Source organism: Spongiibacter sp. IMCC21906 (genome assembly GCF_001010805.1).
Lineage (GTDB): Bacteria > Pseudomonadota > Gammaproteobacteria > Pseudomonadales > Spongiibacteraceae > Spongiibacter.
The window spans coordinates 888,889-915,544 of sequence record NZ_CP011477.1 but is presented as its reverse complement, the minus strand read 5'-3'; the positions used below and the strand labels follow the sequence as shown (position 1 = coordinate 915,544).

22 protein-coding genes are annotated in these 26,656 nt (G+C 50.4%); 11 read left to right on the top strand and 11 right to left on the bottom strand.

Annotation, left to right across the window (positions count from 1 at the left end):
• Positions 1–14 precede the first annotated feature (14 nt).
• The 4 genes from panC (at position 15) to acs (ending at position 5,323) form a co-directional block, all read left to right on the top strand.
• Positions 15–899 (top strand): pantoate--beta-alanine ligase, encoded by an 885-nt coding sequence (gene panC, locus IMCC21906_RS04220; protein ID WP_047011128.1) that lies wholly within the window; start codon positions 15–17, stop codon positions 897–899.
• Positions 900–932: 33 nt separating this feature from the next.
• Complete coding sequence (gene panD / locus IMCC21906_RS04215; protein ID WP_047011127.1) at positions 933–1,313, top strand: aspartate 1-decarboxylase; 381 nt, start codon at positions 933–935, stop codon at positions 1,311–1,313.
• Positions 1,314–1,952: 639 nt separating this feature from the next.
• Entirely contained in the window at positions 1,953–3,008 is a 1,056-nt protein-coding gene (gene lpxD / locus IMCC21906_RS04210) for a UDP-3-O-(3-hydroxymyristoyl)glucosamine N-acyltransferase (protein WP_047011126.1), read from the top strand.
• A gap of 377 nt (positions 3,009–3,385) precedes the next feature.
• Entirely contained in the window at positions 3,386–5,323 is a 1,938-nt protein-coding gene (acs, locus tag IMCC21906_RS04205) for an acetate--CoA ligase (protein WP_047013127.1), read from the top strand.
• 124 nt (positions 5,324–5,447) lie between these two features.
• Here the strand turns inward: acs and IMCC21906_RS04200 are convergent, their stop codons facing one another.
• From IMCC21906_RS04200 to IMCC21906_RS04160, 9 genes are all read right to left on the bottom strand, one after another.
• The gene (locus tag IMCC21906_RS04200; RefSeq protein WP_047011125.1) at positions 5,448–7,211 is read right to left on the bottom strand and encodes an alpha-amylase family glycosyl hydrolase; all 1,764 of its coding nucleotides are present in this window, start codon (positions 7,209–7,211) and stop codon (positions 5,448–5,450) included.
• Positions 7,211–8,431, bottom strand: coding sequence for a glycosyl transferase (locus IMCC21906_RS04195; RefSeq protein ID WP_047011124.1), 1,221 nt, complete (start codon positions 8,429–8,431; stop codon positions 7,211–7,213). The genes IMCC21906_RS04200 and IMCC21906_RS04195 overlap by 1 nt, the downstream gene beginning before the upstream one ends.
• Before the next feature lie 47 nt (positions 8,432–8,478).
• Entirely contained in the window at positions 8,479–9,282 is an 804-nt protein-coding gene (locus IMCC21906_RS04190; RefSeq protein ID WP_047011123.1) for a mannosyl-3-phosphoglycerate phosphatase, read from the bottom strand.
• Entirely contained in the window at positions 9,275–10,198 is a 924-nt protein-coding gene (locus tag IMCC21906_RS04185; RefSeq protein WP_047013126.1) for a hypothetical protein, read from the bottom strand. The genes IMCC21906_RS04190 and IMCC21906_RS04185 overlap by 8 nt, the downstream gene beginning before the upstream one ends.
• A gap of 183 nt (positions 10,199–10,381) precedes the next feature.
• On the bottom strand, positions 10,382–10,846 hold the full coding sequence (locus IMCC21906_RS04180) for a peptidylprolyl isomerase (protein ID WP_047011122.1): 465 nt from the start codon (positions 10,844–10,846) through the stop codon (positions 10,382–10,384).
• A gap of 222 nt (positions 10,847–11,068) precedes the next feature.
• Entirely contained in the window at positions 11,069–12,022 is a 954-nt protein-coding gene (locus IMCC21906_RS04175; RefSeq protein WP_047011121.1) for a LysR family transcriptional regulator, read from the bottom strand.
• A gap of 283 nt (positions 12,023–12,305) precedes the next feature.
• Positions 12,306–13,082, bottom strand: coding sequence for an SDR family NAD(P)-dependent oxidoreductase (locus IMCC21906_RS04170; RefSeq protein WP_047011120.1), 777 nt, complete (start codon positions 13,080–13,082; stop codon positions 12,306–12,308).
• A gap of 65 nt (positions 13,083–13,147) precedes the next feature.
• On the bottom strand, positions 13,148–14,344 hold the full coding sequence (locus tag IMCC21906_RS04165; protein WP_047011119.1) for a DUF1214 domain-containing protein: 1,197 nt from the start codon (positions 14,342–14,344) through the stop codon (positions 13,148–13,150).
• Between the two features lie 52 nt (positions 14,345–14,396).
• Complete coding sequence (locus IMCC21906_RS04160) at positions 14,397–15,590, bottom strand: sulfotransferase (protein WP_047011118.1); 1,194 nt, start codon at positions 15,588–15,590, stop codon at positions 14,397–14,399.
• Positions 15,591–15,814: 224 nt separating this feature from the next.
• Here IMCC21906_RS04160 and IMCC21906_RS16795 point away from each other — a divergent pair, with 224 nt between their 5' ends.
• Positions 15,815–15,988 (top strand): hypothetical protein, encoded by a 174-nt coding sequence (locus IMCC21906_RS16795; protein WP_156165981.1) that lies wholly within the window; start codon positions 15,815–15,817, stop codon positions 15,986–15,988.
• Between the two features lie 48 nt (positions 15,989–16,036).
• On the opposite strand, the gene IMCC21906_RS16220 is transcribed toward IMCC21906_RS16795, so the two are convergent.
• On the bottom strand, positions 16,037–16,687 hold the full coding sequence (locus IMCC21906_RS16220; protein WP_052763358.1) for a TetR/AcrR family transcriptional regulator: 651 nt from the start codon (positions 16,685–16,687) through the stop codon (positions 16,037–16,039).
• Positions 16,688–16,748: 61 nt separating this feature from the next.
• Between IMCC21906_RS16220 and IMCC21906_RS04150 the strand changes: the two genes are divergently transcribed.
• Positions 16,749–17,768 (top strand): hypothetical protein, encoded by a 1,020-nt coding sequence (locus IMCC21906_RS04150; RefSeq protein WP_047011117.1) that lies wholly within the window; start codon positions 16,749–16,751, stop codon positions 17,766–17,768.
• A gap of 90 nt (positions 17,769–17,858) precedes the next feature.
• On the opposite strand, the gene IMCC21906_RS04145 is transcribed toward IMCC21906_RS04150, so the two are convergent.
• Complete coding sequence (locus tag IMCC21906_RS04145; RefSeq protein WP_047011116.1) at positions 17,859–20,033, bottom strand: malate synthase G; 2,175 nt, start codon at positions 20,031–20,033, stop codon at positions 17,859–17,861.
• A 322-nt stretch (positions 20,034–20,355) separates the two neighbouring features.
• On the opposite strand from IMCC21906_RS04145, the gene IMCC21906_RS04140 reads away from it, so the two are divergent.
• The 5 genes from IMCC21906_RS04140 to IMCC21906_RS04120 all read left to right on the top strand — a co-directional run bounded on the left by IMCC21906_RS04140 (position 20,356) and on the right by IMCC21906_RS04120 (position 26,608).
• A complete protein-coding gene (locus IMCC21906_RS04140) occupies positions 20,356–21,954 on the top strand; it encodes an isocitrate lyase (protein WP_047011115.1) in 1,599 nt (532 codons plus the stop codon).
• A gap of 267 nt (positions 21,955–22,221) precedes the next feature.
• Positions 22,222–22,785: a hypothetical protein gene (locus IMCC21906_RS04135; protein WP_047011114.1), complete on the top strand. Its 564-nt coding sequence runs from the start codon at positions 22,222–22,224 to the stop codon at positions 22,783–22,785.
• Positions 22,786–22,889: 104 nt separating this feature from the next.
• Complete coding sequence (rraA, locus tag IMCC21906_RS04130) at positions 22,890–23,372, top strand: ribonuclease E activity regulator RraA (RefSeq protein WP_047011113.1); 483 nt, start codon at positions 22,890–22,892, stop codon at positions 23,370–23,372.
• 137 nt (positions 23,373–23,509) lie between these two features.
• Positions 23,510–25,240: a bifunctional isocitrate dehydrogenase kinase/phosphatase gene (gene aceK / locus IMCC21906_RS04125; RefSeq protein ID WP_082117344.1), complete on the top strand. Its 1,731-nt coding sequence runs from the start codon at positions 23,510–23,512 to the stop codon at positions 25,238–25,240.
• Positions 25,241–25,378: 138 nt separating this feature from the next.
• Entirely contained in the window at positions 25,379–26,608 is a 1,230-nt protein-coding gene (locus tag IMCC21906_RS04120) for an NAD(P)/FAD-dependent oxidoreductase (RefSeq protein ID WP_047011112.1), read from the top strand.
• The last annotated feature ends 48 nt before the right edge of the window (positions 26,609–26,656 follow it).

Below are 26,656 nucleotides of genomic sequence, written 5' to 3'. Positions count from 1 at the left end.
GGAAGTTGGGTGGTATGAAAACGTACAGCACAGCCGCATCACTCCGTACGGCCCTGCTCGCCGCAAAGCGAGCTGGCAAAAGCGTTGCTTTTGTGCCGACCATGGGCAACCTCCATGAAGGCCATCTTCAACTCGTTCGCCGCGCCCGTACATTGGCCGATGTCGTCGTGGTCAGCATTTTTGTTAACCCTCTGCAATTTGCTGCCAGCGAGGATTTAAGCACGTACCCTAGAACGATTGCCGCTGACAAAGAGAAGCTCTTTGCAGAAGGCACTCAGTGCCTATTCCTTCCCACTGTTGATGAAATTTATCCAGAAGGGATGGCGGTACATAGCAAAGTAGCAGTGCCCCAGCTTTCAGAAACCCATTGCGGCGAAAGTAGGCCTGGACACTTCAACGGTGTCACCACCGTTGTAAACAAGCTGTTTAATATTGTGCAGCCTGACGTAGCCATATTTGGCCAGAAAGATTTCCAACAGCTGAGCATCATCCGTAAAATGGTCAGTGACTTGTGCATGCCAATTGACATTGTAGGTGTGCCCACGGCCAGAGCCGAGGATGGTTTGGCATTAAGCTCTCGCAACGGTTATCTGGAACAGACCCAGCGCCAAACAGCGCCGCTGCTCCACCGAGTGCTGCAAGAATGCCGAGATGCCATTGCCTGCGGCTATGACAGCTACCGAGAACTAGAGCAACACGCCAAGGCGATGCTACTGGAAGGTGGCTTTAAACCAGATTACTTCTCCATCTGCGATGCCCGCACCTTACGGGAAATAAACTTGGATACCGAGGAAATCGTTATCTTAGCCGCAGCGAAACTGGGCAACACGCGTCTTATCGACAATGTTACCCTGAATGTAAATCCCAGCTCCGACTGGGGCATGTTGGCCGTTAACTAAAACGCCATCACGCGAAAGTAAAGGAACAGCGTTATGCAGTCTGTCATGCTGAAAGCGAAACTTCACAAAGCCCAAGTTACCCATGCGGTACTGGACTATGAAGGCTCATGTGCAATCGATGGCAAATTACTCGATATGGCGGGAATCCGCGAGTTCGAGCAAATCCAAATTTACAACGTCACCAATGGCGAGCGCTTCACCACCTATGCAATTCGCGGTGAAGATCACTCCGGCATTATTTCTGTTAATGGCGCGGCCGCCCACAAAGCAAACGTGGATGACGTCATCATTATTTGTGCCTATGCCAGCTACACCGAAGCGGAGCTGATTAACTTTAAGCCCCGGCTGATCTACATGAACCCTGACAACACCGTTAGCCATTCCAGTAATGCCATTCCGGTTCAGGTTGCCTAAGCCATTCTCTGTTCGCCAGCTCTGGCGCTGAAGAATGCTCACACGCCAAGTATATAAATACTAAAACCGCTCGCTAACCCCCCCGACGCCGAACTGACGTTGGGGGGTTTCTTGTCCGGTTCGCCCCAAGCCTACCCCATAACCGTCTTAACGCTCGTTTAAAAGCACTTCCATCTGGCACAAGGTCAAGAAGGTGCCCGGCAAGTGAATCCAGCCCCTACAAATGCGGTCAATATCACCGCAGGCAGCAGCCCAACTTGGGATTTACCTCTCAAAAGATAGATTTGCCAAGGCACTGAATCAGTCCAATATGCTATTGTGGACGATTGCACTCAAAAGCTAATCGCCCTACAAAAAATACTCGGATAAGCTGACCCGATTCGGAATAGATCAAAATAAACCCGATATCACCAGAATCTAAAATTTTACCAAAATAACTAAAATTTCATGCTCAAGTGATGCGTACAATGTCTGCAAAATCACCAAGGTGTCGGCCAAGAAATCCACCCACAGCGTCGAGCGTTCATTAAATGCTGTGGACCACGAGCGCTGCGATTCAAGCCAACAACCCTATTAACATCCCCAGCTTCGCGCACCTGCTTCACGCGCAATTCATTGGGCATCGACGGAGTGAACCCAATGGGTAATAAAACTGAAAAAAGCTTGTCAGAATTAGCTGAATACCTCGACGCAGAGCTCGTAGGCAACCCTGATCATCGTATCAGCGGCATCGCTGATCTGCAGTGCGCCTCAGCTTCCGAGCTGTCGTTTATCAATCAAGAATCCTATTTGCAGCATCTACCCCAATCCAAGACTGGCGCCGTCATCCTTAACAGCGATTTTGCCGATAAATACGCCGGTAATAAGTTGATCGTAGCCAATACCTATCTTGCTTACGCCAAGGTCTCAGTTCTGTTTGAATCTCTGTCAGTACTCCCAACAGGCATCCATCCCTCCGCCGTTGTTGCGAGCAGCGCCGACATTGACCCCAGCGCAGCCATTGGCGCCAACTGCGTTATCGGCGAGCATGCCAGAATTGGTCGTGGCGTTCGTATTTACTCTGGGGTATCCATCGGTGATCGAGCCCATATTGACGACAACACCCTGATTCACCCCAATGTCGTTATTTATCATGGTGTCTGCATCGGCAAAAACGGCATCATCCACAGTGGCACCGTCATCGGCTCCGACGGTTTTGGCTTTGCCCCCAGCCGAGATGGCTGGAAAAAAATTCATCAACTTGGCGCAGTCATTATCGGCAACAACGTCGAAATTGGCTCTAACTGCTCGATAGATCGAGGCGCGTTGGGCGACACGATTATTCATGACGGCGTGATTATCGACAATCTTGTTCACATTGCCCACAACGTCAAAATTGGCAAACGCTCAGCCATCGCCGGTTGCGTGGGAATTGCCGGCAGTGCAAACATCGGTGAAAACTGTACTGTGGCAGGCGCAGTCGCAATTAACGGCCACATTAGCATTGCCGATAACAGCCACTTTCATGGCGGCACCATCGTCACCAAGGGCAACTGTGAGCCCGGTGTATTTGCCTCGACAGCCCCCATGCAAGAAGTTAAAAAATGGCGCCGCAGTTCCGTGCGATATACTCAGCTAGATGAAATGTCTAATCGCATCAGGCAACTTGAGAAGCAATTAACGACGCTATTAGCGACAAATTCGGTCGAAAATTAACTCTTTGCCGCAAACCCGCTAAAGACGCCCAGTTTGAAGCCAGGCGTCTTTTAAGATCAAATCGATCATCTCTCAAGCCAAACACCGTAGCGCTTGTAGCGCCCCACCCCTGCTCGATTCACGCCAGCAATTCTATTACGGCGCAGGCTTCTCGCCGCGACAAAGCGCACAGCAGCGTCAAGAAAATCGAATTTTGCCCCCACACTTTGGTCTATAAGGCCTTCAATACAGAATGCTGACTGGTTATGCTGGGATTATAAAGAACAGCTAACCAAACCAAGTAAGATAACGACGTACACGTCATCTCACTGCGGTGCCGCATTTCGATGCCCACCCTTTTGATACCAAAACATAACAACGCCAAAGAGAGTCGTATTATGAGCGAAGTCATTACCCATCCGATCTTTGAAGATTTTGCTAAAAACGCCCACATTAACGCTGAAAGTTACTCGCGCCTTTACAAGCAATCCATTGAAGAGCCCGAATCCTTCTGGGCCGAACAAGCCAACGCCTTTCTCGACTGGGATACTCCCTGGCATACCGTACGCGAGTACGACTTTCCCAAAGGCATCGCCAAATGGTTTGACGGCGGCAAGCTGAACGTGGCTTATAACTGCATTGACCGCCACTTAGAAACCCGGGGCGATCAAACCGCCATCATCTGGGAAGGCGACGATCCTGCCGACAGTAAACATATCAGCTACCGGCAATTGCACGAGGCCGTGTGCAAGCTTGCCAATGTGCTCAAATCCAAAGGTGTCGGCCCCGGCGACCGGGTTTGCATCTACATGCCGATGATTCCCGAAGCGGCCTACGCCATGTTGGCCTGCGCCCGTATTGGCGCCATACATTCGGTGGTATTTGGCGGTTTCTCACCAGAGGCCCTCAAAGACCGCATTCTTAACGCCGACTGCAAACTGCTGATCACCGCGGACGAAGGCGTAAGAGCGGGCAAAAACATTCCTCTCAAAGCCAATGCCGACCAAGCAATGACCCAGTGTCCCGGCATAGAAAGCTGCTTAGTCGTCAAACGCACCGGCGGTGATATTGCTTGGCAAGATGGCCGAGACATTTGGTATCACGAGGCCATTGCCGACGCCAGCGCCGACTGCCCAGCCGAATCGATGGACAGTGAAGCGCCCTTATTTATTCTGTATACCTCAGGCTCTACCGGCAAGCCCAAGGGTGTCATGCACACCAGCGGCGGTTACTTGCTGCAGTCCGCCATGTCCCACAAATATGTTTTTGATTATCGCGAAGGCGAAGTTTTTTGGTGCACCGCCGATGTCGGCTGGGTCACCGGCCATAGCTATATTATTTATGGCCCCCTGGCCAACGGCGCGACGACATTAATGTTTGAAGGCGTCCCCACCTATCCCGACGCATCTCGTTGCTGGCAAGTGGTAGACAAACACAAGGTTAACTCCTTTTATACCGCACCCACTGCCATCCGTGCATTAATGGGTGCCGGTGACGAGTTTGTGAACAACAGCAGCCGCAGCAGCCTGCGCCTGTTGGGCACGGTTGGCGAACCCATTAATCCAGAAGCCTGGGAATGGTACTTCCGAGTGATTGGCAACCAGCGTTGCCCCATTGTCGATACCTGGTGGCAAACCGAAACGGGTGCACATATGCTCACACCCTTACCCGGCGCCACCAAAATGAAAGCAGGGGCCGCCACCAAACCCTTCTTCGGGGTTGAGCCTGCCTTGCTAGACACCGAAGGCAATGAAGTCGAAGGACCCGGCGAGGGCTTACTGGTTATCAAACAATCTTGGCCCGCGCAAATTCGCGGCGTTTACGGCGATCATCAGCGCATGATCGACACCTACTTTAGCGCTTACAAAGGCTATTACTTCACCGGTGACGGTGCCCGTCGAGATGCCGATGGCGACTATTGGATTACCGGTCGCGTCGACGACGTACTTAACATCTCCGGCCACCGCATGGGCACCGCCGAGGTAGAAAGCGCACTGGTACTGCATGACAAAGTTGCTGAAGCGGCGGTAGTTGGCTACCCCCATGACGTAAAAGGTCAGGGCATTTACGCCTACGTTACCTTGATGCACGGCGTAGCAGCCGACGAGGCATTAAGCGCCGAGCTCACCAAACTCTGCGTTCAAGAGATCGGCCCCATTGCCAAACCCGATTTAATACAGTGGGCGCCGGGGCTGCCAAAAACCCGTTCGGGTAAAATCATGCGCCGAATTTTGAGAAAGATTGCGGCCAACGAGCTAGACAGCTTGGGCGACACATCGACGCTTGCCGACCCGTCAGTGGTCGATGAACTCATTGAGAATCGCCACAATCGCTAATTAAGACACAAACCAAAACGGCCCTTTTAGTAGGGTAGCAGGGGCCGTTTCACTATCTTTTTACTGGCTGCAAAGCCAATAACACTCTGCAAGCTCAACGCTCTCATCTGTACATCAGCAGCAATTAATACTGAGCTTCAAGCCAGCAATACGCATAAGGCGGCAACCGGAGATGGCCATCATCCCCCACCACATCGGCGCCGCTAAACAAATCACGCCAACATGTCGCTTCGCCCAAGTTCAGCTCCGCCATCGGAATTTTTTGTACCTCCGCGCTGACGTTGTACAGGGCCAGAATCGTTTGAGAACGGCGCTCATCTTTGCTGCGGGTTTCCCGGCGAATACCAAACACCTGGTCCCCCAGGTGCAGAGGATACTGGGCGGCATTGGGATGAAATGCCGGTTGCTTGGCGCGCAGCGCAATCAAGGTCTTCAACTCGGCAAAAATTCTAGCGTGATGGGTCGATGACGCCAGTTTTTCTTCCAACTCCTCTAACTGCCACTGGTGACGATTGATAGAGCGATTGTGACTGGTATGCAACACCCGTTTTTCATCATTTTCTGTTGCCAGCAAACTGTGAATATAAAACGCTGGCAAACCTTGAATGGCCAGCATTAAGGCATGGGCACAAAGAAACCGCGCCTCCTGATAACCGTCTTCGTCACTACCCGCACCCTGGTCCATACGCCGCCGCATGGCGTCAAACAAGCTGATATTAATTTCGTAGGGGCGATTCTCGCCGTTACCCAATGCCCGCCAAGACACTTTGCCGCCACTTTCCTGCATCAGCTTCACTAAATCGCCCAGCTCATCATCACTCAGCAAGCCTTCAGCCGGGCGCAGCCCAATGCCGTCGTGTGAAGCAATAAAATTAAAATAGGTCGTGCCGTCTTGGGCGGCGGGCATCCCCATCATCCACGATTTTAGCGCCCGGCAGCTGCCGCTGACCAAGGTGTTAAGCAGCAACGGCGGCAGCGAAAAGTTATAAACCAGATGAGCCTCATTGGCGTTGCCAAAATACGCCAGATTCTCCCGCAGCGGAATATTGGTTTCCGTGATGATAATGGCGTCGGGGGCGGCGTGCTCAATAACGGTCCGCAGCAAGCGAACCGCCTCATGAGTTTCATCAAGGTTTAGTGAGCTTGTGCCCGGCACCTTCCAAAGAAAGGCCACCGCATCAAGACGGAAAATTTTAATCCCCTGATCCAGGTAATGCCGAACGATACGAATAAACTCCAACAGCACATCGGGGTTTTGAAAATTCAAATCCACTTGATCGTGACTAAAGGTACACCAAACATGGCGTTTGCCATCCAGGGTCTGCACCTCTGCCAACAATGGACTCGTCCGCGGCCGCACCACGGCGGAATAATCCAGCTGCGGATCAGCCTCAACAAAATAATGTTGGCCGGGGTCCTTGCGCTGCTTAAAATTTTCAAACCACTGACTGCGGCTAGAACAGTGGTTAATCACGAGATCTGCCATCAAATCAAAGTCGCGGGCAATGGCGCTCACATCCTGCCATTCACCCAAGGATGGATTCACTTCTACATAATTGATCACCGCAAAACCATCATCGGAGCTGTAAGGGTAAAACGGCAAAATATGCACGCCACTGAGCAGCCCCTTTAACTCTTTGCGCAAAAAATCGTGCAAGGTATGCAGCGGCCATTCACCCTCACGCAAAATCGAATCGCCATAGCTGATCACCATCACGCTACTTTCGTCCCAGAGGTTTTTATGAGCCTCAGGCATAAAGCAGCGTTGATCCAAATACATCAGCGAGATAATTTCCTCGCCCAGCGCTGCGATATCCAGTTCGGGGTACAAAACCTCAAGATGGGTATGCAAGCGTTGACGCAAATGGGTCTGGGGTGAGCTATCCACTAGCTATACTCCTCCTGATCGGCCTCGACAGCGGCCAGTAAATCGGCCAGCAAACTAGGCTCAGCACTGCTAACCCGGTTCCAACTGGGAATAAACGGGGTTTCCATTGGGTTTTCTAGAAAGGTACTCCCCGCCTTAACAATATTATGAGCAAACAGCTCCACGGCCTGTTCTTCTCGATGCAAATCTAAATCCAGGCCGTTAACAATAGCGTCGTTGCGGTAGCTCTCGACAAAATCCAGCGCCACCCGAAAATAAGTCGCTTTAATAGAGCGGAAAGTCTCGTTAGTAAACACCACGCCATTGGTAGCGAGCTTGCGAAAAATGGCCTTAGAAATATCAATCGACATTTTGGACAGACCGCCGCTGTCATCTGTCGCCGACAACGACTGATGCTTGTGATCATAGGTGTCTGCAATATCAATCTGGCAGATTTTGTTAGTGGAGTAGTTGCGATACATCTCTGACAACACCCCAATTTCCAAGCCCCAGTCACTGGGAATGCGCAGGTCGGTCAACACGTCTTTACGCATGGAAAACTCACCCGATAACGGGTAACGGTAGCTGTCCAGGTATTCTAAATATTCCAAGTCGCCAAAGACTTTTTTCAGTGAACGGATTAATGGCGTCACCAACAAGCGGCTCACCCGCCCGTTGATTTTGCCGTCGGCTACTCTGGCGTAATAGCCTTTGCAAAACTCATAGCTAAAGCCCGGATGCGCCACTGGATAAAACAAATTCGCCAACAAACGACGATCATAGGTCAGAATATCGCAGTCATGCAGCGCGACGGCTTCGGCACGACCCGAGCTAAGTACGTAGCCCAAGCAAAACCAAACATTGCGGCCTTTTCCCGGCTCCTTTGGCGAAATACCACGATTTTGCAAGCGTTCATCAATAGCCCGCAGGCGCGGGCCATCATTCCAAAGCACCCGGTGACGCTGGGGTAAGCGGCTAAAAAACTTCAGCGCATAGCGATACTGGGCCTCATCAGCTTGATCTAAACCAATAATAATTTCATCGATGTACTTCACCTTGGCAATTTCATCGATAATGGCGGCAAGAGCCGGTCCCTCCAGCTCTGAGAACAACGACGGCAACACCAAGGCCATAGGCCGTTGCTTAGCAAAACTCTCCAGATCTTTTTCTAAAGCCGCAATGGGCCGGTCGACTAAATTATGTAGCGTCGTAATCACGCCGTTTTGATAAAAATCGCCCATTTCACATCCTATTAAACTGTCTTATCGTTATCCGCTGGCTCCTGGTTTCAGGAGCCACCCAACAAAGCTTTTATTGCCGTATTCCAGCCAGCGGGACCAAACTCTTCGCTGTAAATCAGTCTACCTGAGGGCTTGGGAATATCGGGAGCCGAGTGATGTGGAGAGCGAATCACCACTCCCACATCGGCAGCCGCTAGCATCGCCACATCGTTGCCACTGTCCCCTAACGCAATGATCCGCGGCGTCTGCTCCGGGTACAGTTGCGCTGCCAGCCAACGCATGGCCTTACCTTTGTCGGTATTTCCCATCACATGGATAAAGCGACCACCCCCCAATGCCTGTAAACCGACCGCCTCCAGCATACCCAAAAATTGTTGCAGGCGTTCGTCACTGTCTTGCCAATTAATAGGCTCAGAAAAATCCCGCTGCAAGGCCAGTGCCGCCTGCTCTTCCGTTAAACCAGCAATATCTGCCAAGGCCTTGGTATCTAAATCGAAAAAACCATAAAAGGTGAATTTATACTGCTCCCGCCACTGTTCAAGCAGCGTGACTATCTCTGCCCTGGCGGGAGCAAAACGCTTGCACGGCAAGCCGCCAAGTCTGTCGTCAGCACCGGGGAAATCCCCCACCACGGCAGCGCCATTCTCAACAATAAAGGGGTGCGTATTCTCCAACTGGCGACCTAGCACCCGCAATTCCGCACAGGTTTTGCTGGTATTCATGATCCAGGGCACAGCGTTGCTATTTAACAGCGCCAGCGCCTCACTGGCGGCGGCAAAGGAATAATCGTCGTGATCCAGCAAGGTGCCGTCTAAATCGGTAAAAACAATATCAGGACGTGTATCAGTCATCTGTCGGCTCCCGAAGATACTGCACCGCGGTAATATCGCGGTTATCAGCCATCGTCATCACACAGTCTGCCTCACTGGGTAGGCAGGCAAGGCAGTGCTGCGTTAGTCGTTGATAAAACTGCACAAACCGTGCAATGCCGTCGGCATCCATGAGCTCACTCGCCTCACCGAGTTGACCGCGCTGCAACAAGCGAGCTGCCAGTTTTTGCTCCTGCTCAAGCCGCCAACCGGCCACGCAATCAAACCCCGGAGCCTTGAGCATCAGCAAATAATCAATGTGGGCAAACAGTTGCTGATATGGCCCGGCTAAGGCGTCATTTACAGCATTGCGCCAGCGCCCGTCGGCATCGTCATTCGCTTCAAGGGCATTGACGGGGGGGAGCAACTCTGCAGCAGTTTGAGCCGGGGCACCTACGCACCAGCCCTCAAATACAATCAGATCCACTGGTCCGCTCTGTATAGGCCACTCAGCCTCTGGGCAGCGATCGTCACGCGCTTTATCAAACCGAGGAATAGCCAAGCTCTCATGGGAAGATAACTTCACCAACGAATGAATAGTGTGTATCGCTAATTCAACATCGTGGGTGCCAGGTACCCCTCGGGTCGCAAAGAGCGGGTGCACCGTTTCGGCAAGGACTTGCCGTTGGTCACGAGCAAGATAAAAGTCATCTAAAGAAAGCTGTACAACCCTCAAGCCACGCTGCGCCTCAAGATACCATTTGATTAGGGCGGCAAAGGTCGATTTACCGCTGCCCTGAGCACCGTGCACACCAAAGCAGGTCACAGCCCCGCTTTGCACCGCATCAAAGAGCCGATCTAAAAACGGTAACAGGTAAGCTTCTGCTTGCAGCGCATAGCTTTCCGGCAGCGCTTCTTGCTGCAAAAAAACCGCGAAATCCGAATAGCGTGTCGACACAGGCAAACGCAAAATCCCCTTCTAGCATCCTTACTGATGTTCTATAAAAGTAAGCAGGTTTCTTGCCAGCTTAGGCTGCCACGCCTGAATTCGCTAATGTTTCAGCGCAAACTTGGGGATAAGATGGGAATGGAAAAGAACGGGGCGTAAGACGCCCCTTTCATAATCGCGACGGACGCTTAATTAATGTACGTGTCCGTGAGACAACTCTTCTTCTGTCGCTTCGCGTACATTTTCAACGCTTACGTCAAAATGCAGAGTTTGACCTGCCAGAGGATGGTTGGCATCAACGGTGACGCTTTCGTCATTGACGTCTTTCACCACAACCATTTGCGCCTGACCGCCTTCGCCTTGGGCTTGAAACTGCATCCCCACTTCGATTTGGTCAACGCCCTGGAAAGCTTCCCGGGGAACCGCTTGCACCAATTCAGGGTTTAATTCGCCGTAGCCTTCGCTAGGTTGTACGGTAACTTTCATCGCATCGCCAGCGGCTTTGCCTTCCAGCTCTTTTTCAAGGCCGGGGATAATGCCACGATGACCGTGCAGGTAGGCCAATGGCTCCTTGCCCGTGGACGAATCGAGTTCGTTACCTTCGTCATCAGTTAGTGTGTAGTGAAATGCAACAACACAGTTGTTCGCAATATTCATAGGAGCCTCCCTTAAAAGTGAACGGACCATGATGCCAGTTTTGCCGGCGCAGGTCATGTGCGAGGCAAGGAATACGCCCATTAAAGGGTCACTTTGAATGCCAAGACCGCTCTAATTAAGTCAGGGAGGGCCTCAAGCTCCGCCAAAGAAACCATCTATGACCCTGCTGCTCGCCACCTTAGCCACGCAGCCAAAGACACTACAGAATGAGTTAAAGCCGCCCTACACTTGGGAATTAGCAATAATTTCCTGACCGATATCGACAATGCGCCGACGCAACCAAATGTGCCCCGGATCATGTTGTAACAGCGGACTCCAAGCTAACTTCAGCTCGATAGGGATAATCATAAACGGCGGTTTGCGCTCCACCAGGTGGGTATCTTCCACATAAAGCCGGGCCATTTGACTAGGCAGGGTCACAATCAAATCTTGATGTCGAGCTAACAGCGCCGCCACTTGATAATGCCGAGTAAATACCCGAATTTGTCGCTCGTGGCCAAATTCTGCCAACGCTTCATCTACCCAACCCAGACGCTGAGAATCGCGCTGGCTCATGCCCCGGCCCACACCCATCCCCGTCTTACTTACCCAAATATGCGGCGCAGCCAGGAAAGCATCCATATCAAAATGCTGCGCAGCGGGATTATCTTTACTCATCAAACAAGAAAAATTATCCCGCCATACCGTCGCTTGATGGAATGACTGGGGCAACCGATCAAAGCGATTTAACGCCATATCGATTTTACCCTGTTCCAAATCTTGAAAAGTCACATCACTGGGCGTGAGAATATCCAGCGTCACATTTGGCGCCTCGTCTCTAAGCCTAAATAACAACTGGGTCAGCAAGGTGGACTCAGCATAATCGCTGGCCATAACCCTGAAAATTCTCGAACTGTCCGCCACATTAAACGCCGAGACCGGCAATACCGCCTGCTCCACCGAGGCCAAAATATTTCTAACCTGCGGCTGCAATTCCAACGCCCGCTCAGTCGGTGTCATGCCCTCGCTGGTACGCACCAGCAAAGGGTCATTGAATAAGTCACGCAGCCGCCGCAAACCATTACTCAAAGCAGGCTGGGTAATACCCAACTGCTCGGAAGCACGGGTAACATTCTTCTCCCGCAGCAATACATCGAGGTAGACCAGTAAATTAAGATCGATACGGGATAAATTCATGAAGCGAATGCTCCGCGCCTTTAAAATAGCTGGGGATTATGACTGTTTATGCAGACGGGAACCAGTGCAACAAAGGACAGATTAGAGGCCACCGACGCATTCAATTGGGCACATATCCAAAAACGCGCAGAGCCAATTAAGAAAGGGGAGCTAGGGCCTGCAACAGGAGAGTGACCCATATATCCCAAGGTAAGCTGCACCCGAAAAGACGCAAGAAACCACAATACCGATGGCTACTGTGGCCACCGGTATTGTGTTCCAGCCAGATTAAGCAAGCACCATATTAAGCAAGTACAATGCTGTGGCCGTAATCAACCGGAATAACCGCACCGTTCACAAAACTTGAAGCTTGGCTGCTGAGCAACAATAAGGTGCCCTCTAATTCTTTCACATCACCAATGCGCTTGGATGGCAATCTTGCCACTTCCGCCTGGCCCTGCTCGGTTTCAAAATACCAATCCACCATTTCGGTCATGAAATAACCGGGGGCAATCGCATTACACCGAATTTTGGTCTCAAAGAGGTCCGCCGCAATCTGCTTGGTCAGCTGATTCAAGGCCGCTTTTACACTGCCGTAGCATGGCACATTTTTTAAGGTCTGCATGCCGGTGATAGAAGTAATATTGATAATGCTGCCCGGCTTATCCAGTGGCGTAAGCCGTTTGGAAAACTCTCTGGCCATACGCATAGTGCCCGTCAAGTTTACATTGATTAGGTTACTCCACTCATCGTCTTCAACATCAGGAAAAGGCTTAAACTGAATTTGCCCTGCGTTATTAACCAAAATATCGACCGGCCCAAATGCTTCTTCGGCTTGATCAAAAACATTTTTAACGCTCGCCGAATCACCGATATCCAGCGCGAAAGCGACCGCTTTACCACCCGCAGCATTAATTTCTTTGGCGACCTCTTCAACCTTATCCACCCGGCGAGCAGCACAGATAACGCTTGCACCTGATTTTGCCAGCGCTTTGGCAAAGTTTACGCCCATACCACTACCCGAACCCGTTACCAGTGCAACGCGACCTTTATTACTAAAAAGCTCTTCTAAATAAGACATGCTATTTTTCCTTACTGTTATTGTAGATAAACAACCTGAATCTAACCAGGTAACTCAGCCTAAAACTAAAGACATGCTCGCCTCACCACTGACTCAGCCCGTTCTCTCAACACCTCATTTCGCTGATCAACAGAAATAAGAAGTTTTGGGTCAGTGATAATGGAAGACAGCTCTGACAACTTCACGCGACGGATCGTTGGAACAGGTGCCGTCTTGGCCCGAAAATAACGCAACGACAGCAATCCAGTGCGATGATTTGCTGCATCCAGCCAATTGACAACCCCCGGATCTTCATGGGAAATAACCGCCCTAAACACACCATCATCACTCAACACTGCCTGAAAGCCATTGACAGACGTCTGCCGAAGATTCCAGTCCCGCGCATCCCAATATTGGCTGTAAAGTTGAATACTCCAGTACTTGGCTTCGGGCGGCACCACTTCAATTATCAGTGCCTCATCCGGCTCACATTCATAGCAGGCTTTGCCATAACGCAGCTCTGCCCAACCAATAGAAACCTCATCGATTCGCAAGGTGTTTACCGCATCTTGGTAATAGCTTTTCACCTGCTCAGCAAAAAATGCGGGCAGGTTATACAACCAATCGATGAGTAACTGTGTGCGCTGGGCAATCAGTTTTGGACTGATCGGTGGCGCCGGATAACGCGCTCCGTCACGGCTTATTTGCAGCTGTACCGGCTCTTCGTTTACCCAATCATAAAAATATTGACGAAAAATAAGATCACCCAGGCCATCGGGAATTTTCACCCAGTTGCCGGGTTGCTCGGTTTTGCTCAGCACAATTTCAAGATTGCCATCCTCATCGCATTCAAATTCACTGCAGCGATCACACAGCGCCCAGCTGCCAATATGCGCAAAATGTCCCTCGCGGGTTTCTATATCCATCATATGCGCGGAACCACGGCGGCCCTTAATACGATACACATAGTCGCCATGTATCGGCGCCCATTGATACAGCGCATCGGTAGCCGGAAGGCCATACTGAATACGAGAGGATAAAAAGGTAAAGAAGCTCGGATATTCCGGGTTCCACGCCTCCATCGTCATTGGGATTGCACCGGCAATAAGTCGAGTTAAATACCGCACACCTTCTGCCCGGGCCATTTCATCGGCTATTCGAGGATCATCCCAGACTATCCCCTGCAACTGATTAATAGCGGCTGACAGCGCCTCCCATATTTCTGGCGACTCTGTACTGAGAGGCGCGCTAGCACGCCAATTTTCAAGTTGATAACTGATCATTTTTGATAACTCCCCAATGGTTACACCAGCTTAAAAGACATGTAACGAGTCGTTAGCCAAAAATTTTCAGGTACTCAGAAAACCGCGCTTTAATCGCGTCTTCGCTCAAGCCGTATTCCTCTAAGGTATAGCTGTATTTACCCCAGTGGTGAGCAGGGCGACTCTCGTTATAATTTTTGCAGCCCTCAATCGCTTCCGGCGTCATTTTTCGCCCAGCCTTTTCATAAATGCGCTCAATAACGGCCACAGGGTCATCACAAATTTCTGAAAAGTTTGCATTCACAATACGGTCTAGCGGCAAACTGTCTCGCACCTTCAAATAGCGGTCCGTCAACGATGCCCAGTATTCAAACCACTCCTGCCCCACTTCCTCTGCATCAATATCATTGGTTGTGGTTTTGCGCAGCTCATAAATCGTCGTGGCGAAAGAAGGCACTGTTTTTACCGGGTCACGATGGCAATGAACAACCGTTGCATCAGGGAAAAACTCAAACAAAATATCGAGGTAACCGACGTGTACCGGCGACTTCATAATCCATGGCCGACCTTTCGCTCCACCATCTTGCCACTGCAAATACTGCATCATTTCAAATAAAATTTTGTAGGTGGGCCGCGGGTCGCACTCTACTGAAAACTCCCGGAAAGTTGGCGCCCTGGCAAGCATCGCGGAGACGGATGATTCAAAAGACATCTCCATGATGAACAACTCTTCGTCTGGCTCCTGCGCTTCCATGGGGTGGCGCGCCATCCAACCCGGAAACTGGGTTCGAAAAGTATCTTCAACAAATTTCGCAAACTCGATCCGGCCTTCTGGATTGCCCGCTTCTTCACCGGGAAACGGTGCGGGATTTAACAAGCGCCACACTTCCAAACGCTGCACATCAGGGTCGCCTGACATAACGCGCTGCAACTTAGACGTGCCGGTTCGAGGCAGACCTGCCACCACAATTGGGGCTTCGATCTTCTCATCGAGAATTTCTGGGTGACGTTTTACATCATCGATATAGCGCAAGCGGTTTACCAACAAGCGTAAAATTTCTTGGCCCTGCCCGATCACACCACCCTCATGAAGGCTTGCCTCATTACGAAGGGAATTACACAGAATCTCCAAACCTTTGGTAAAGCCCCTATCACCAAAATCAGACAACCCTGTTGCTTCCGTTGCGGCCGCAAGTAAATCATTAACATAAAACGGAATCGGGTCTGGCATTACTGGAGCATCGGCACTTTCTGTTTGACTTGTCATTACATCACCTGAATTTATTATTAAAGATTAAAACTCACTGGAGTTTCGCGATATAACACCGACCACAGAATCTAACTACTGAAATTAGCCACGCAGATAATCATACGGAAACTGAAAATTTCACTTCGTTATTTTATATAAGGACTTCTAAGAAAATTCTGAAGACCGGGTTATTTTTATTTCGAGGATCAATATAGCAACGACAACAAGATGGGAACAAGGAAATGCAGGTCAGCTTTCCAGACAACAAAAATCAACGCCAAGCTACTGATTTAAAAGAAAATAAAAACACCACTTCGTTTACATTTATGTTTATACATATTTTTCAGGCATGCGCAGACACCCTACAAGATCAAAGCACTTTGTTTATTGTGGATTTAAGTAAAAAAAATGGGTAAGTTATTTTCATAAAATTCGAAACATCCGTTTTTTCTAATATTTCGACATTATTCTGAAAAAATGGCGTAGCACATTTTAGCTAGCGTACTGCGGAATTCGGGGTCATCAATAAAGTCTATATTGTCGCTAATTAACGAATAGACAAGAAGCTGAACAGCGCGACCCAAGGCATGAACACGCAGCATATCATTATTGGAGGGTTTGAAATCAGAGCAGGATTTTAGCTTGTCATAGATAAACGATTCTGTAGAACTATCGGGCGCGATATTGGCATCAAGCTCTTGCCATGCATCCCAAAACCCCTTGTGCTCCAACAGTAAAGTTTTATCAATTTCTAAAACTTCGCGATGAATTTCAATAGACCAGTCTAGCAACCAATAAATAAACGACATGACGGTAAGGTCTTTGTCGCTGGGAAACTCACTGTAACCTTTGAGATGCTGCTTTCGTATAACTAAGCGGTAAACCTCAAAAACAATGGCATCAAGATTTGGAAAGTATTGATAAATAGACGACTTGGGCACACCAGAAACAACCTCGATAGAGGTCGTTGATAAGGCATCGCGGCCATGCTCAACCAGAATACGATAAGCGGCGTCGACAATGGCATTGACCACTTTTATGGAACGCCCCTGCTTTGGCCGACGACGCATGGCGTCATTGGGACGAATAAGCTGGTGCTGTGTGTCTTTCTGCATTTTATTTTAGTCGCCAAGGGCAAAACATCTAAAACCAATAACTCAGACAGGAAATACTAGCATGAAACCTCCAAAAATCTCGCCACGCATTGCAGTATACGGCCTTGGCTTTGTCGGCAAACAGCTTGCGGGCTTTGCATTGGATAAAGGCTGGGACATTGTAGGTGCCTATAACCGCGCTGGCGACAAAGTCGGCCAAGACCTGGGAACCCTGCTGGGCCGTGAAGCAATTGGCTTGTTAGTCGAAGACTGCGACCACGCCGATTACAGCAAGCTCGACGCCGACTTGGCTTTTGTCGCGGTCTCAGACCGACTTGAAGATAACCTGATTTCCTACCAACGCCTGATGTCTGCTGGCGCTAACATACTTTGTCATGGTGCAGAATCCTGCAATCCATTCCGGCTCAACCCTGACGTTGCCAAAAAAATTCACGCTTTAGCGCTGCAGCACAAGGTGACCTTCACTGGTGGCGGCATTTGGGACATGACTCGCATTTGGGCAGGCATTTTGTCGGTTGGCCCCAATATCAGCATTAACACCATGACCCACACCTCCTTTACCGACATTGCCCGCCAGGGCGTGCACTTACTGCGTTTTTGCGGCGCAGGCCTAACTGTCGACGAGTTTAAAGCCAAAGATGTAGCCGGCGGCGGTGGTCTTGGCGGCATCGCGATTATCCCTCCCCTTTGCGTGGTAGATGCGCTTGGATTTGAAGTGAAGGACGTAAAAGAACAGCTTGAGCCCATCATTTGGGAAGAGGATCACCAAAGCCACTGGCTGAACGAAACCATCCCTGCAGGACACGTTATCGGCACCCGGATGAAAGTGGATATCAGCACTGTAGAAGGCATCACCATTCGCAACTGCTTTGAATACCGCGACTTTAAACCCGACGAAGTGGAGCAAATGATTTGGAAAGTGGAAGGAGAACCCAGCATGGAAATCAGAGTGGTGCGCGAAGCCTCACATCTTGCATCAGCCAGCAGTCTCTTTAACCGTACCCCCGATGTTCTATCCGCAGAGCCGGGCATCAAAGAGCTATGGAAATACGCGCCGTTAAAACCCAGCTTATTTCTATAAGAGGTCGCGGCCCCAGGGATAAAACAACAGACAAAAAAAGACCCGGAACAAGTCCGGGCCAAACCTCACTGACAGGAAATTTCGGAGGTATTACTTGGCGTTGCGGGCTTTGAACTCGCGACGCCGCGCATGCAATACCGGCTCGGTATAACCATTGGGCTGTTCACAACCCTGAAATACCAGCTCGCAAGCCGCCTGAAAGGCAACGCTGTCATCAAAGTTGGGAGCCATATTGATATAGTCAGGGTCACCCGCATTTTGACGATCAACCACCGCCGCCATCCGTTTCATGGTTTCCATCACTTGCGCTTCGCTGCAAATATTGTGACGCAGCCAATTGGCAATATGCTGGCTAGAGATGCGTAAAGTAGCGCGATCTTCCATCAAGCCCACATCGTTGATATCAGGAACCTTGGAACAGCCAACACCGTGATCGATCCAGCGCACCACGTAGCCGAGGATGCCTTGGGCATTGTTGTCCAACTCGTTCTGGATCTCATCAGTAGACCAGTTGGCTTCAGCCGCCACCGGGATACTCAAAATATCGTCCAGTGCAGCACACTGACGCTGGGCAATTTCTTGCTGTAAGCTCAGCACATTAACTTGGTGATAATGCATAACATGCAGAGTAGCCGCCGTGGGCGAAGGCACCCATGCGCAGTTGGCACCGGCTTTAGGGTGGCCAATTTTGGCATCCATCATCTGCGCCATTTCATCCGGCATCGCCCACATGCCTTTACCAATTTGAGCACGACCGCTTAAACCGCAGTTCAAGCCGATGTCCACATTCCAGTCTTCGTAAGCTTTAATCCACGCCTGCTGTTTCATGTCAGCCTTGCGAACAAATGCGCCGGCTTCCATGCTGGTATGAATCTCGTCACCGGTACGATCAAGAAAACCGGTGTTGATAAAGATAACCCGCTCTTTTGCCGCAGCAATACAAGCCTTGAGGTTAACCGTGGTACGGCGCTCCTCGTCCATAATGCCAATCTTCAAGGTATTGCGCGCCAGGCCCAAGGCATCTTCCACCCGACCAAACAGTTTGGCTGCAAAGGCCACTTCTTCTGGACCGTGCATTTTCGGTTTTACAATATACACGCTGCCGGTACGTGAATTGCGCAGGCTACCGGTTTGCTTAAGATCATGAATCGATGCCAGGGCAGTTACCATGGCATCCATAATGCCTTCTGGTACCTCATTACCCTGAGCATCCAAAATAGCAGGGTTGGTCATCAAGTGACCCACGTTGCGCACCAGCAATAAGCTGCGACCGTGGAGGACTTTTTCACCGCCAGCAGGCGCGTTAAATACCCGGTCAGCGCTCAGCTCACGAACCAGCTCTTTACCCCCTTTTTGGAATTTCTCCTGGAGGTCGCCTTTCATCAAGCCCAACCAGTTGCGATACACCAGCGCCTTGTCTTCGGCATCGACAGCAGCAACAGAGTCTTCGCAGTCCTGAATCGTCGTCAAGGCCGACTCTAGCGCGACATCTTTCACGCCTGCGGCATCGGTTTTACCAATGGGGTGGCTGGCATCAATCTGAATATCGATATGCAGACCGTTATTGACCAGCAAAATATTCTCTAATGCATCGGCAGCGCCGATATAGCCCACAAATTGATCGGCGTTTTGCAGCTCGGTGACAGAGCCATCCTTCAATTCAACCTGCAATGCTTGACCAAGCAAGCGATACGCCTTGGCATCGGCATGACTGCCCGCGGCCAGTGGTGCATGCTGATCCAGAAATTGCTTGGCGTAGGCAATAACCTTGTCACCCCGCACCGGGTTATAGGCACCCGCTTTTTCTGCACCGCCCTCTTCAGAGATAACATCGGTGCCGTAAAGAGCATCATACAAACTGCCCCAACGGGCATTGGCGGCGTTCAGGGCATAGCGGGCGTTCATTACCGGCACCACCAACTGAGGGCCAGCGAGACGCGCCACTTCGTCGTCAACATTCTCAGTGCTAATGCTAAAATCGGCAGGCTCTGGCAGAAGGTAGCCAATATCTTCTAGAAAGGCTTTGTACTGGGCGGCATCAAAATCAGAATTATCACGATGCCAAGTGTCAATTTGCGCTTGGATTTGATCGCGTTTATCCAGCAACTGGCCATTTTCCGGGCCCAACTCATTAACAAGCTCCGCCAATGCGGCCCAAAATGCGTCTGCTTCAATGCCGGTACCGGGAATAATGTCCTCATTCACCAAGCGATAAAGCACATCTTCAATCTGAAGACCACTGTGTTGTATGCGACTGGTGGACATGAAAGCTCCTTATATTTGCTGTAAAACGGCGAAAGCCATTACCCAATAATGTAGACCACATCCTATCGATGAGAGGATAATTCCACAAATTTATCCATATTATTACTGATATTCACAGTGCGAATGTTAATTCACTGCTCAAAGTGAATAAAATTCCTTTTTGCAACAAAGCTTTAACAAAAATTCTCAGCGGCGCCAAAACAACGGCCACATTCCCCCATAAAATAACGAACATAAAAACTATAAATTAGAAAAATTTAAATAGCGCGCGTAGACTTGCCATCGTTAAATCACCCAACACGCAACAATATAGGGATCCAATATGTCCACTCTAGACGCAGACATCCAGGCAGTTGCCTCACTCAAGGAACAAGCAGGCAGCAGCTGGGACGCCATCAACCCAGAATCTGCAGCGCGCATGCGTGCCCAGAACAAATTCAAAACGGGTTTAGATATCGCCAAGTACACCGCCAACGTAATGCGTGCGGACATGGCGGCATTTGATAAAGACAAAACCAAGTACACTCAGTCACTGGGTTGCTGGCATGGCTTTATCGGTCAACAGAAGTTGATCTCTATCAAAAAACACTTCAACGGCCAAACTGACCGTCGTTACTTGTACCTGTCTGGCTGGATGGTCGCTGCACTGCGTTCTGAATTCGGCCCGCTGCCCGACCAGTCAATGCACGAGAAAACCTCTGTTGCTGATTTGGTTCGCGAGCTTTACACCTTCTTGCGTCAAGCTGATGCTCGTGAACTGGGCGGCCTGTTCCGCGCACTGGATGCCGCACGCGAAGCCGGTGACAGCGCAGAAGAAGCAAAAATCCAAGACCAGATCGACAACCACGTCACTCATGTTGTCCCCATTGTTGCCGATATCGATGCCGGCTTTGGTAACGCGGAAGCGACCTACCTGATGGCCAAGCAAATGATTGAAGCTGGCGCATGCTGCCTGCAGATCGAAAACCAAGTAGCTGACGAGAAGCAGTGTGGCCACCAAGACGGTAAAGTGACCGTACCCCACGCCGACTTCCATGCCAAGCTTCGCGCGCTGCGTTACGCTTTCCTTGAGCTGGGTGTCGACAACGGTGTTATCGTTGCACGTACTGACTCTGAAGGCGCTGGCCTGACAAAAGAAATCGCCGTTGTTAAAGAGCCCGGCGACCAAGGCGACGTTTACAACTCCTTCCTGGACGTTGAAGAAATCGACGTGGCTGATATGGCAGAAGGCGACGTATGTCTTAACCGTAACGGCAAGCTGGTTCGTCCTAAGCGTCTACCTTCTGGTTTATACCAGTTCCGCGAAGGCACTGGCCATGAGCGCTGTGTATTTGATTGCATTGAAGCCCTGAACGCAGGTGCGGACCTGTTGTGGATTGAAACCGCCGTCCCAACCGTTCACGAAATCAAAGGCATGATGGATGACGTTCGTAAAGTCCACCCAGATGCGAAGCTGGTTTACAACAACTCACCTTCTTTCAACTGGACGCTGAACTTCCGTCAGCAAACCTACGATACATGGGTAGAAGAAGGAAAAGACGTTTCTGCTTATGATCGCGCAAACCTGATGTCTGCAGAGTACGACGAGTCTGAGCTGGCAGCGGTTGCTGATGCACGCATCAAGACTTTCCAAGCAGATACTGCACGTGAAGCGAACGTATTCCATCACCTGATCACGCTGCCGACTTACCACACTGCAGCATTGTCTACCGACAACCTCGCAAAAGAGTACTTCGGTGAGCAAGCAATGCTAGGTTATGTTGCTGGCGTACAGCGCAAAGAAATCCGTCAGGGTATTGCCTGTGTTAAGCACCAAAACATGTCAGGCTCTGACCTCGGTGATGACCACAAAGAGTACTATGCTGGCGAAATGGCACTGAAAGCAGGTGGCGCGAAAAACACATCAAACCAGTTCAGCTAAGCTGAATTTGCGTTGACGTGAGCCCCTTTGGCAACTGGTTATACCATAATCAAAGGGGCTGGCTCAGCACTGGATTCTCCAGCTACGAGCAACGTCGCTGAATACCGAGGCGACTCCTTGCAAAAGGGGTCGCCTTTTTTATTTACCCTTCCTTTTATATTCATTATAGGAAGCACCCCTCAGCTATCCCGACAAAAGAATCAACGGGGTTTTTACGCTAGAATCTCCACATACTGACTATTTCCATCGGACTAAGTGATATCGACCATGACTGATACTCCCGCTTTTCTTAAAGACGCTAAAGACATACTAAGCGAACAAGGCTTCGCCACCAGCAATCTTTGGTATCACGGCACCTCATCTGCACTGGTCAACTCCATCAAAGAACAGGGCTTAAAGCGTTCTGGCGATAAGGCACAAAAAGCCGCCGCCAAGAAAACCATGGCCACGATTGGCAATAGCTATACCGAATCCATCGAACCGGTTTTTTTAACCCAGAGTAAAGAACTCGCTTTTTACTGGGCAGAACAGACTGTCAGAAACCGCAGCGTACGAGTAGAAGGCGACGAGCAACCCGCCGTGTTTGCCGTTACCCTCCCAGAAGAACTCAATGCGAAGGTAAAACCTGATGTCGGTGCCGCCAGCCTGCTGCTGATACCAGAAGGCGAAAAATTTATAGCTTACCTGGCAGGCATTTATCAGGCAAATGGGCTCAAGGTGCCCGAAATAGATCTGATGAAAGCTGACCGCCTGGAATACTTGGCGAAGTTAGGCATGGCTTATTTTAATGCTGACATCGACACGTCCTGCCTGGAACTGATCAGCGCCTGAGCAAGGACGTACAAAAACACCACCCCATACCATCAAGCCTTGCTGTAGGATAAAAATGCTTGCGGTTCATTCACCAACAGGAATATTCCCCACAAGGAGCCTCCATGACTATTTCAACTCCCGACCTTTGTGACGACCACGGTGACGCGGTCAGCGTCATCGAGCTTCAGTTCAAACATTACGGCGCCATCCACCAGTTTGGCGGCAAGGTAGAAACTATCAAATGCTTTGAAGACAACTCATTGGTGGCCGAACAGGTAAAACAACCCGGTGAAGGACGGGTATTGGTCGTCGACGGTGGCGGCTCCACCCGGCGATCATTGCTGGGCGACAACCTGGCATCGGCGGCGGTCAAAAATGGTTGGGCAGGAATTGTTATCTTTGGCTACCTGCGTGACGTAGAAGAAATCGCACCAATGAAATTGGGCGTGCTGGCACTGGGCAGCGTGCCCCGCAAAACCGACAAGCGCAATGAAGGCCAGCTCGGCGTGACCGTAAAATTCGGTGGCGTTGAAATCAGCAGTGGTAACTACCTCTATGCTGACGAGACAGGCGTTATCATCAGCAGCGACTCACTGCTGAACTAGGGCTTGTTCACCCTTAACGCGAGACTGACGCCATGGCGCAATACCCGGCAATGGCATCAGTCTGGCAAAATACCGCTACAACCTCGGCTCAGTATTCGCTACGCTTCACACTCCACACTGAAACTGGAATCTGAAACGTGACTGCAGTAACTCGCCGCCTGGCCATGGCCATACTCAACGGCTTTGATGCCTTCTTTGCCGAATACAAAAATATCACCCTTGGGGCACAGGCTCGGTTTGAAGCGGCAGACTGGCATGCCTGCCAAAATGCCATGCGGGCGCGGCTGGATTTATGGAAACAAAAACGCGCCATTGTCGCCGAGGCCGCTTACACCATTACCGGCGGCAGCGTAGAAGACCGGGAAAACTGGGCAATAGCCAAAGAAGAATACGCTGAGCTAATCCAAAACCACGACAACTACGAGATCGCCCAATCCTTTTTTAATTCTATTTATTGCCACGTTTTTCACCACGAAAAAATTCGCGATCAACACACCTTTGCCATGACTCCAGTCGGGCACGGCGGCCCCATCTCCAGTCAGTCTATTCTGAACATCCACCGCTTTGACGGAGGCAACGCCGCCGATATTATCCGCAAACTGCTGCTTAGCTGTGAATTTAATATCCCCTGGGAAAACCTCGATCGTGACATTGGCCTTATTCTCGAACAGGTAACCAACAAACTGATTCCCCGCATCCCCAAAAAAAGCGGTGAAATCTGGGTAGAAACCTTGGAGTCGCTGTTTTTCAGGAATAAAGCCGCTTATCTTGTCGGCAGGGTGGTCAGCGGCAAATTCAGCCTGCCCTTCGTGCTGCCGATTTTGCACTCGGAAGAACAATCTATTTTTGTCGATACGGTGCTGTACGACCCCGACGATATTTCTATTCTGTTCAGTTTTAGCCGCAGTTATTTTATGGTCGACGCCTCCATTCCCTCCGAGTATGTCGCCTTTCTGCGGCGTTTAATGCCTCATAAGGAAGTATTTGAGCTGTACAACGCGCTGGGAATGCCCAAGCACGGCAAAACCGAGTTTTTCCGCTTTGCGGTAGACGACACCGTTAATAGTGATGACCAGTATATTATCGCCCCCGGCATTAAAGGCATGGTGATGCTGGTATTCACACGCCCCGGCTTTGACTACGTTTACAAGGTCATTAAAGACCGCTTCACCCCACCCAAAGAAATGAGCCGGGAGCACGTTAAAAAATGCTATAGCTTGGTGAAACGCTGGGACAGAGGGGGTCGTATGGCTGACACCCAAGAATTCAATAACCTCGCCTTTGATCGACGCCGCTTTTCTGATGAGCTGATCGCGGAGCTTTACAAAGAAGCCCCCTCTCTCATCGAAGAAAACGGCAATGTGTTGGTGCTTAAACACGTTTACATCGAAAGAAAAATGATACCGCTCAATCTCTATCTTAAAGAGTGCAACGAAGCCCAGCTCTACAGCGTAATGGACGAATACGGAAAGGCGATTAAGCAGCTGGCCGCGGGTAATTTATTCCCCGGCGATATGCTGTTGAAAAACTTTGGGGTAACCCGTCACGGCCGGGTAGTGTTTTACGACTACGACGAAATTTGCCCCCTTACCGACTGCAACTTTCGCCGCTTGCCAGAACCCAAAACCGAAGAACAAGAAATGGCGACCCATCCTTGGTATGAGGTCAAACCGGAAGACGTTTTTCCAGAAGAGTTCCGGCTCTTCTTTTCGGGTAACCAACGCGCCAAAAAAGTGTTTGACGAACTTCACAGCGACCTTTACGACCCTGACTATTGGCGAGATCTGCAAGACCGCATTCGCAGTGGCTATGTCGCCGATGTGTTCCCGTACCGTAAAAAACAACGCTTTCAACAACGGCCTCATTAAATAAACGGCGCTCCGGGCAGAGGCCGACAGATCTCGGCGGTCACTGCTCGCTTGCCAAAGCAATGCTAAAATTGAAGCAATACTCAAAGAAAAACATAACGTAAACAAAACCTAATAGTAATAATAAGCAGGTTAACGATGAAGACGCAGGTAATTATTGTCGGCGGTGGGCCCGTAGGTTTGATGTGTGCCTTGGGTCTGGCCCAAAATGGCATAAACGTCGTCGTTTTGGAGAAAGACGATGCCATCAGCTACACCCCTAGAGCGATTGCTTACGCCTGGCCTATTTTTAGCGGACTGGAATATTTTGGCGTTATTGACGATATGCTCGCCCAAGGCAGTATTGTCGATGTTCGCAGCTGGCGAATATTAGCCAGCAACGAAACCGTCGCTTACGACCACAGCTCAGTACGGGAACTTACCGACCGGCCTTACAGCCTTACCTTAGGCCAAGACCTTATTGGTAAAATTTTAGTCCAACACCTGCAAAAATATCCCAATGCCAGTATTCAATGGGGCAATGATTTTCAAAATCTACACCAAGATCAACACAGCGTTACCGTCGAAACCCGTACCCAAAGTGGCCCCAAACAATACCAGGCCGACTGGGTTATTGGCTGTGACGGCGGCCGCAGCGGGGTCCGCAAAGCACTGGGCTTAGCCTTTCAGGGCTTTACCTGGCCAGAACGTTTTGTCGCTACCGATATTCACTACGACTTTGCCGCCCACGGCTGGGATTCGGGATATTTAATCGACCCGGTCTACGGCGGCGTGGTTTACCACCTTGGCAGAGAAGATCTGTGGCGAGTCACTTTTTCTGAAAGCACAACCCTCCCGGTAGAAACCGTAAGCGAACGCATCCCCCATTTTATGGAAACCATTCTCCCCGGCAGCAAACACTACGAGATGGCGCTTTACTCCGCTTACAATATGCATCAACGCACTGCGCCACGTTATCGGCAAAATCGCGTTTTACTCGCCGGAGATGCCGCTCATGTCACCAACCCCACCAGTGGTTTTGGCTTAATGGGCGGCCTTTACGATGCCTTCGCCCTGATAGAGCCCCTGGCCGCTGTTTGTAAAAATGACATATCAGACAGCATTCTTGATGACTACGCCAATCAGCGCCGTAAAACGTATCTGGAAGTGATCTCGCCCATCTCGGCAGAAAGTAAGCGACTGGTATTTAACTGCGATGACCCAGAGCGATTGCGCTGGGATTTTCAATTGCTAAATGAACGGCTGGAAAGCAACGCGGCGATGCGCAAATTTATGTCGGTGCCCGCCTTACTGGAAACGCCCTGCTTAATCAGCGGCAAAACCCTGGCTGAAAAACTGCAAGCAAAAAAGAATACGTCGCAGAATTAAATACCGCACAAAAAACGCCGACGACTTTATAAAAGCGTCGGCGTTTTT

Excerpts from the sequence above, each read along its gene's own strand:
- panC (WP_047011128.1), top strand. The coding sequence starts at position 15 with ATGAAAACGTACAGCACAGCCGCATCACTCCGTACGGCCCTGCTCGCC.
- panD (WP_047011127.1), top strand. The coding sequence starts at position 933 with ATGCAGTCTGTCATGCTGAAAGCGAAACTTCACAAAGCCCAAGTTACC.
- lpxD (WP_047011126.1), top strand. The coding sequence starts at position 1,953 with ATGGGTAATAAAACTGAAAAAAGCTTGTCAGAATTAGCTGAATACCTC.
- acs (WP_047013127.1), top strand. The coding sequence starts at position 3,386 with ATGAGCGAAGTCATTACCCATCCGATCTTTGAAGATTTTGCTAAAAAC.
- IMCC21906_RS04195 (WP_047011124.1), bottom strand. The coding sequence starts at position 8,431 with ATGGGCGATTTTTATCAAAACGGCGTGATTACGACGCTACATAATTTA.
- IMCC21906_RS04190 (WP_047011123.1), bottom strand. The coding sequence starts at position 9,282 with ATGACTGATACACGTCCTGATATTGTTTTTACCGATTTAGACGGCACC.
- IMCC21906_RS04180 (WP_047011122.1), bottom strand. The coding sequence starts at position 10,846 with ATGAATATTGCGAACAACTGTGTTGTTGCATTTCACTACACACTAACT.
- IMCC21906_RS04175 (WP_047011121.1), bottom strand. The coding sequence starts at position 12,022 with ATGAATTTATCCCGTATCGATCTTAATTTACTGGTCTACCTCGATGTA.
- IMCC21906_RS04170 (WP_047011120.1), bottom strand. The coding sequence starts at position 13,082 with ATGTCTTATTTAGAAGAGCTTTTTAGTAATAAAGGTCGCGTTGCACTG.
- IMCC21906_RS04165 (WP_047011119.1), bottom strand. The coding sequence starts at position 14,344 with ATGATCAGTTATCAACTTGAAAATTGGCGTGCTAGCGCGCCTCTCAGT.
- IMCC21906_RS04160 (WP_047011118.1), bottom strand. The coding sequence starts at position 15,590 with ATGACAAGTCAAACAGAAAGTGCCGATGCTCCAGTAATGCCAGACCCG.
- IMCC21906_RS16795 (WP_156165981.1), top strand. The coding sequence starts at position 15,815 with ATGCAGGTCAGCTTTCCAGACAACAAAAATCAACGCCAAGCTACTGAT.
- IMCC21906_RS16220 (WP_052763358.1), bottom strand. The coding sequence starts at position 16,687 with ATGCAGAAAGACACACAGCACCAGCTTATTCGTCCCAATGACGCCATG.
- IMCC21906_RS04150 (WP_047011117.1), top strand. The coding sequence starts at position 16,749 with ATGAAACCTCCAAAAATCTCGCCACGCATTGCAGTATACGGCCTTGGC.
- IMCC21906_RS04145 (WP_047011116.1), bottom strand. The coding sequence starts at position 20,033 with ATGTCCACCAGTCGCATACAACACAGTGGTCTTCAGATTGAAGATGTG.
- IMCC21906_RS04140 (WP_047011115.1), top strand. The coding sequence starts at position 20,356 with ATGTCCACTCTAGACGCAGACATCCAGGCAGTTGCCTCACTCAAGGAA.
- IMCC21906_RS04135 (WP_047011114.1), top strand. The coding sequence starts at position 22,222 with ATGACTGATACTCCCGCTTTTCTTAAAGACGCTAAAGACATACTAAGC.
- rraA (WP_047011113.1), top strand. The coding sequence starts at position 22,890 with ATGACTATTTCAACTCCCGACCTTTGTGACGACCACGGTGACGCGGTC.
- IMCC21906_RS04120 (WP_047011112.1), top strand. The coding sequence starts at position 25,379 with ATGAAGACGCAGGTAATTATTGTCGGCGGTGGGCCCGTAGGTTTGATG.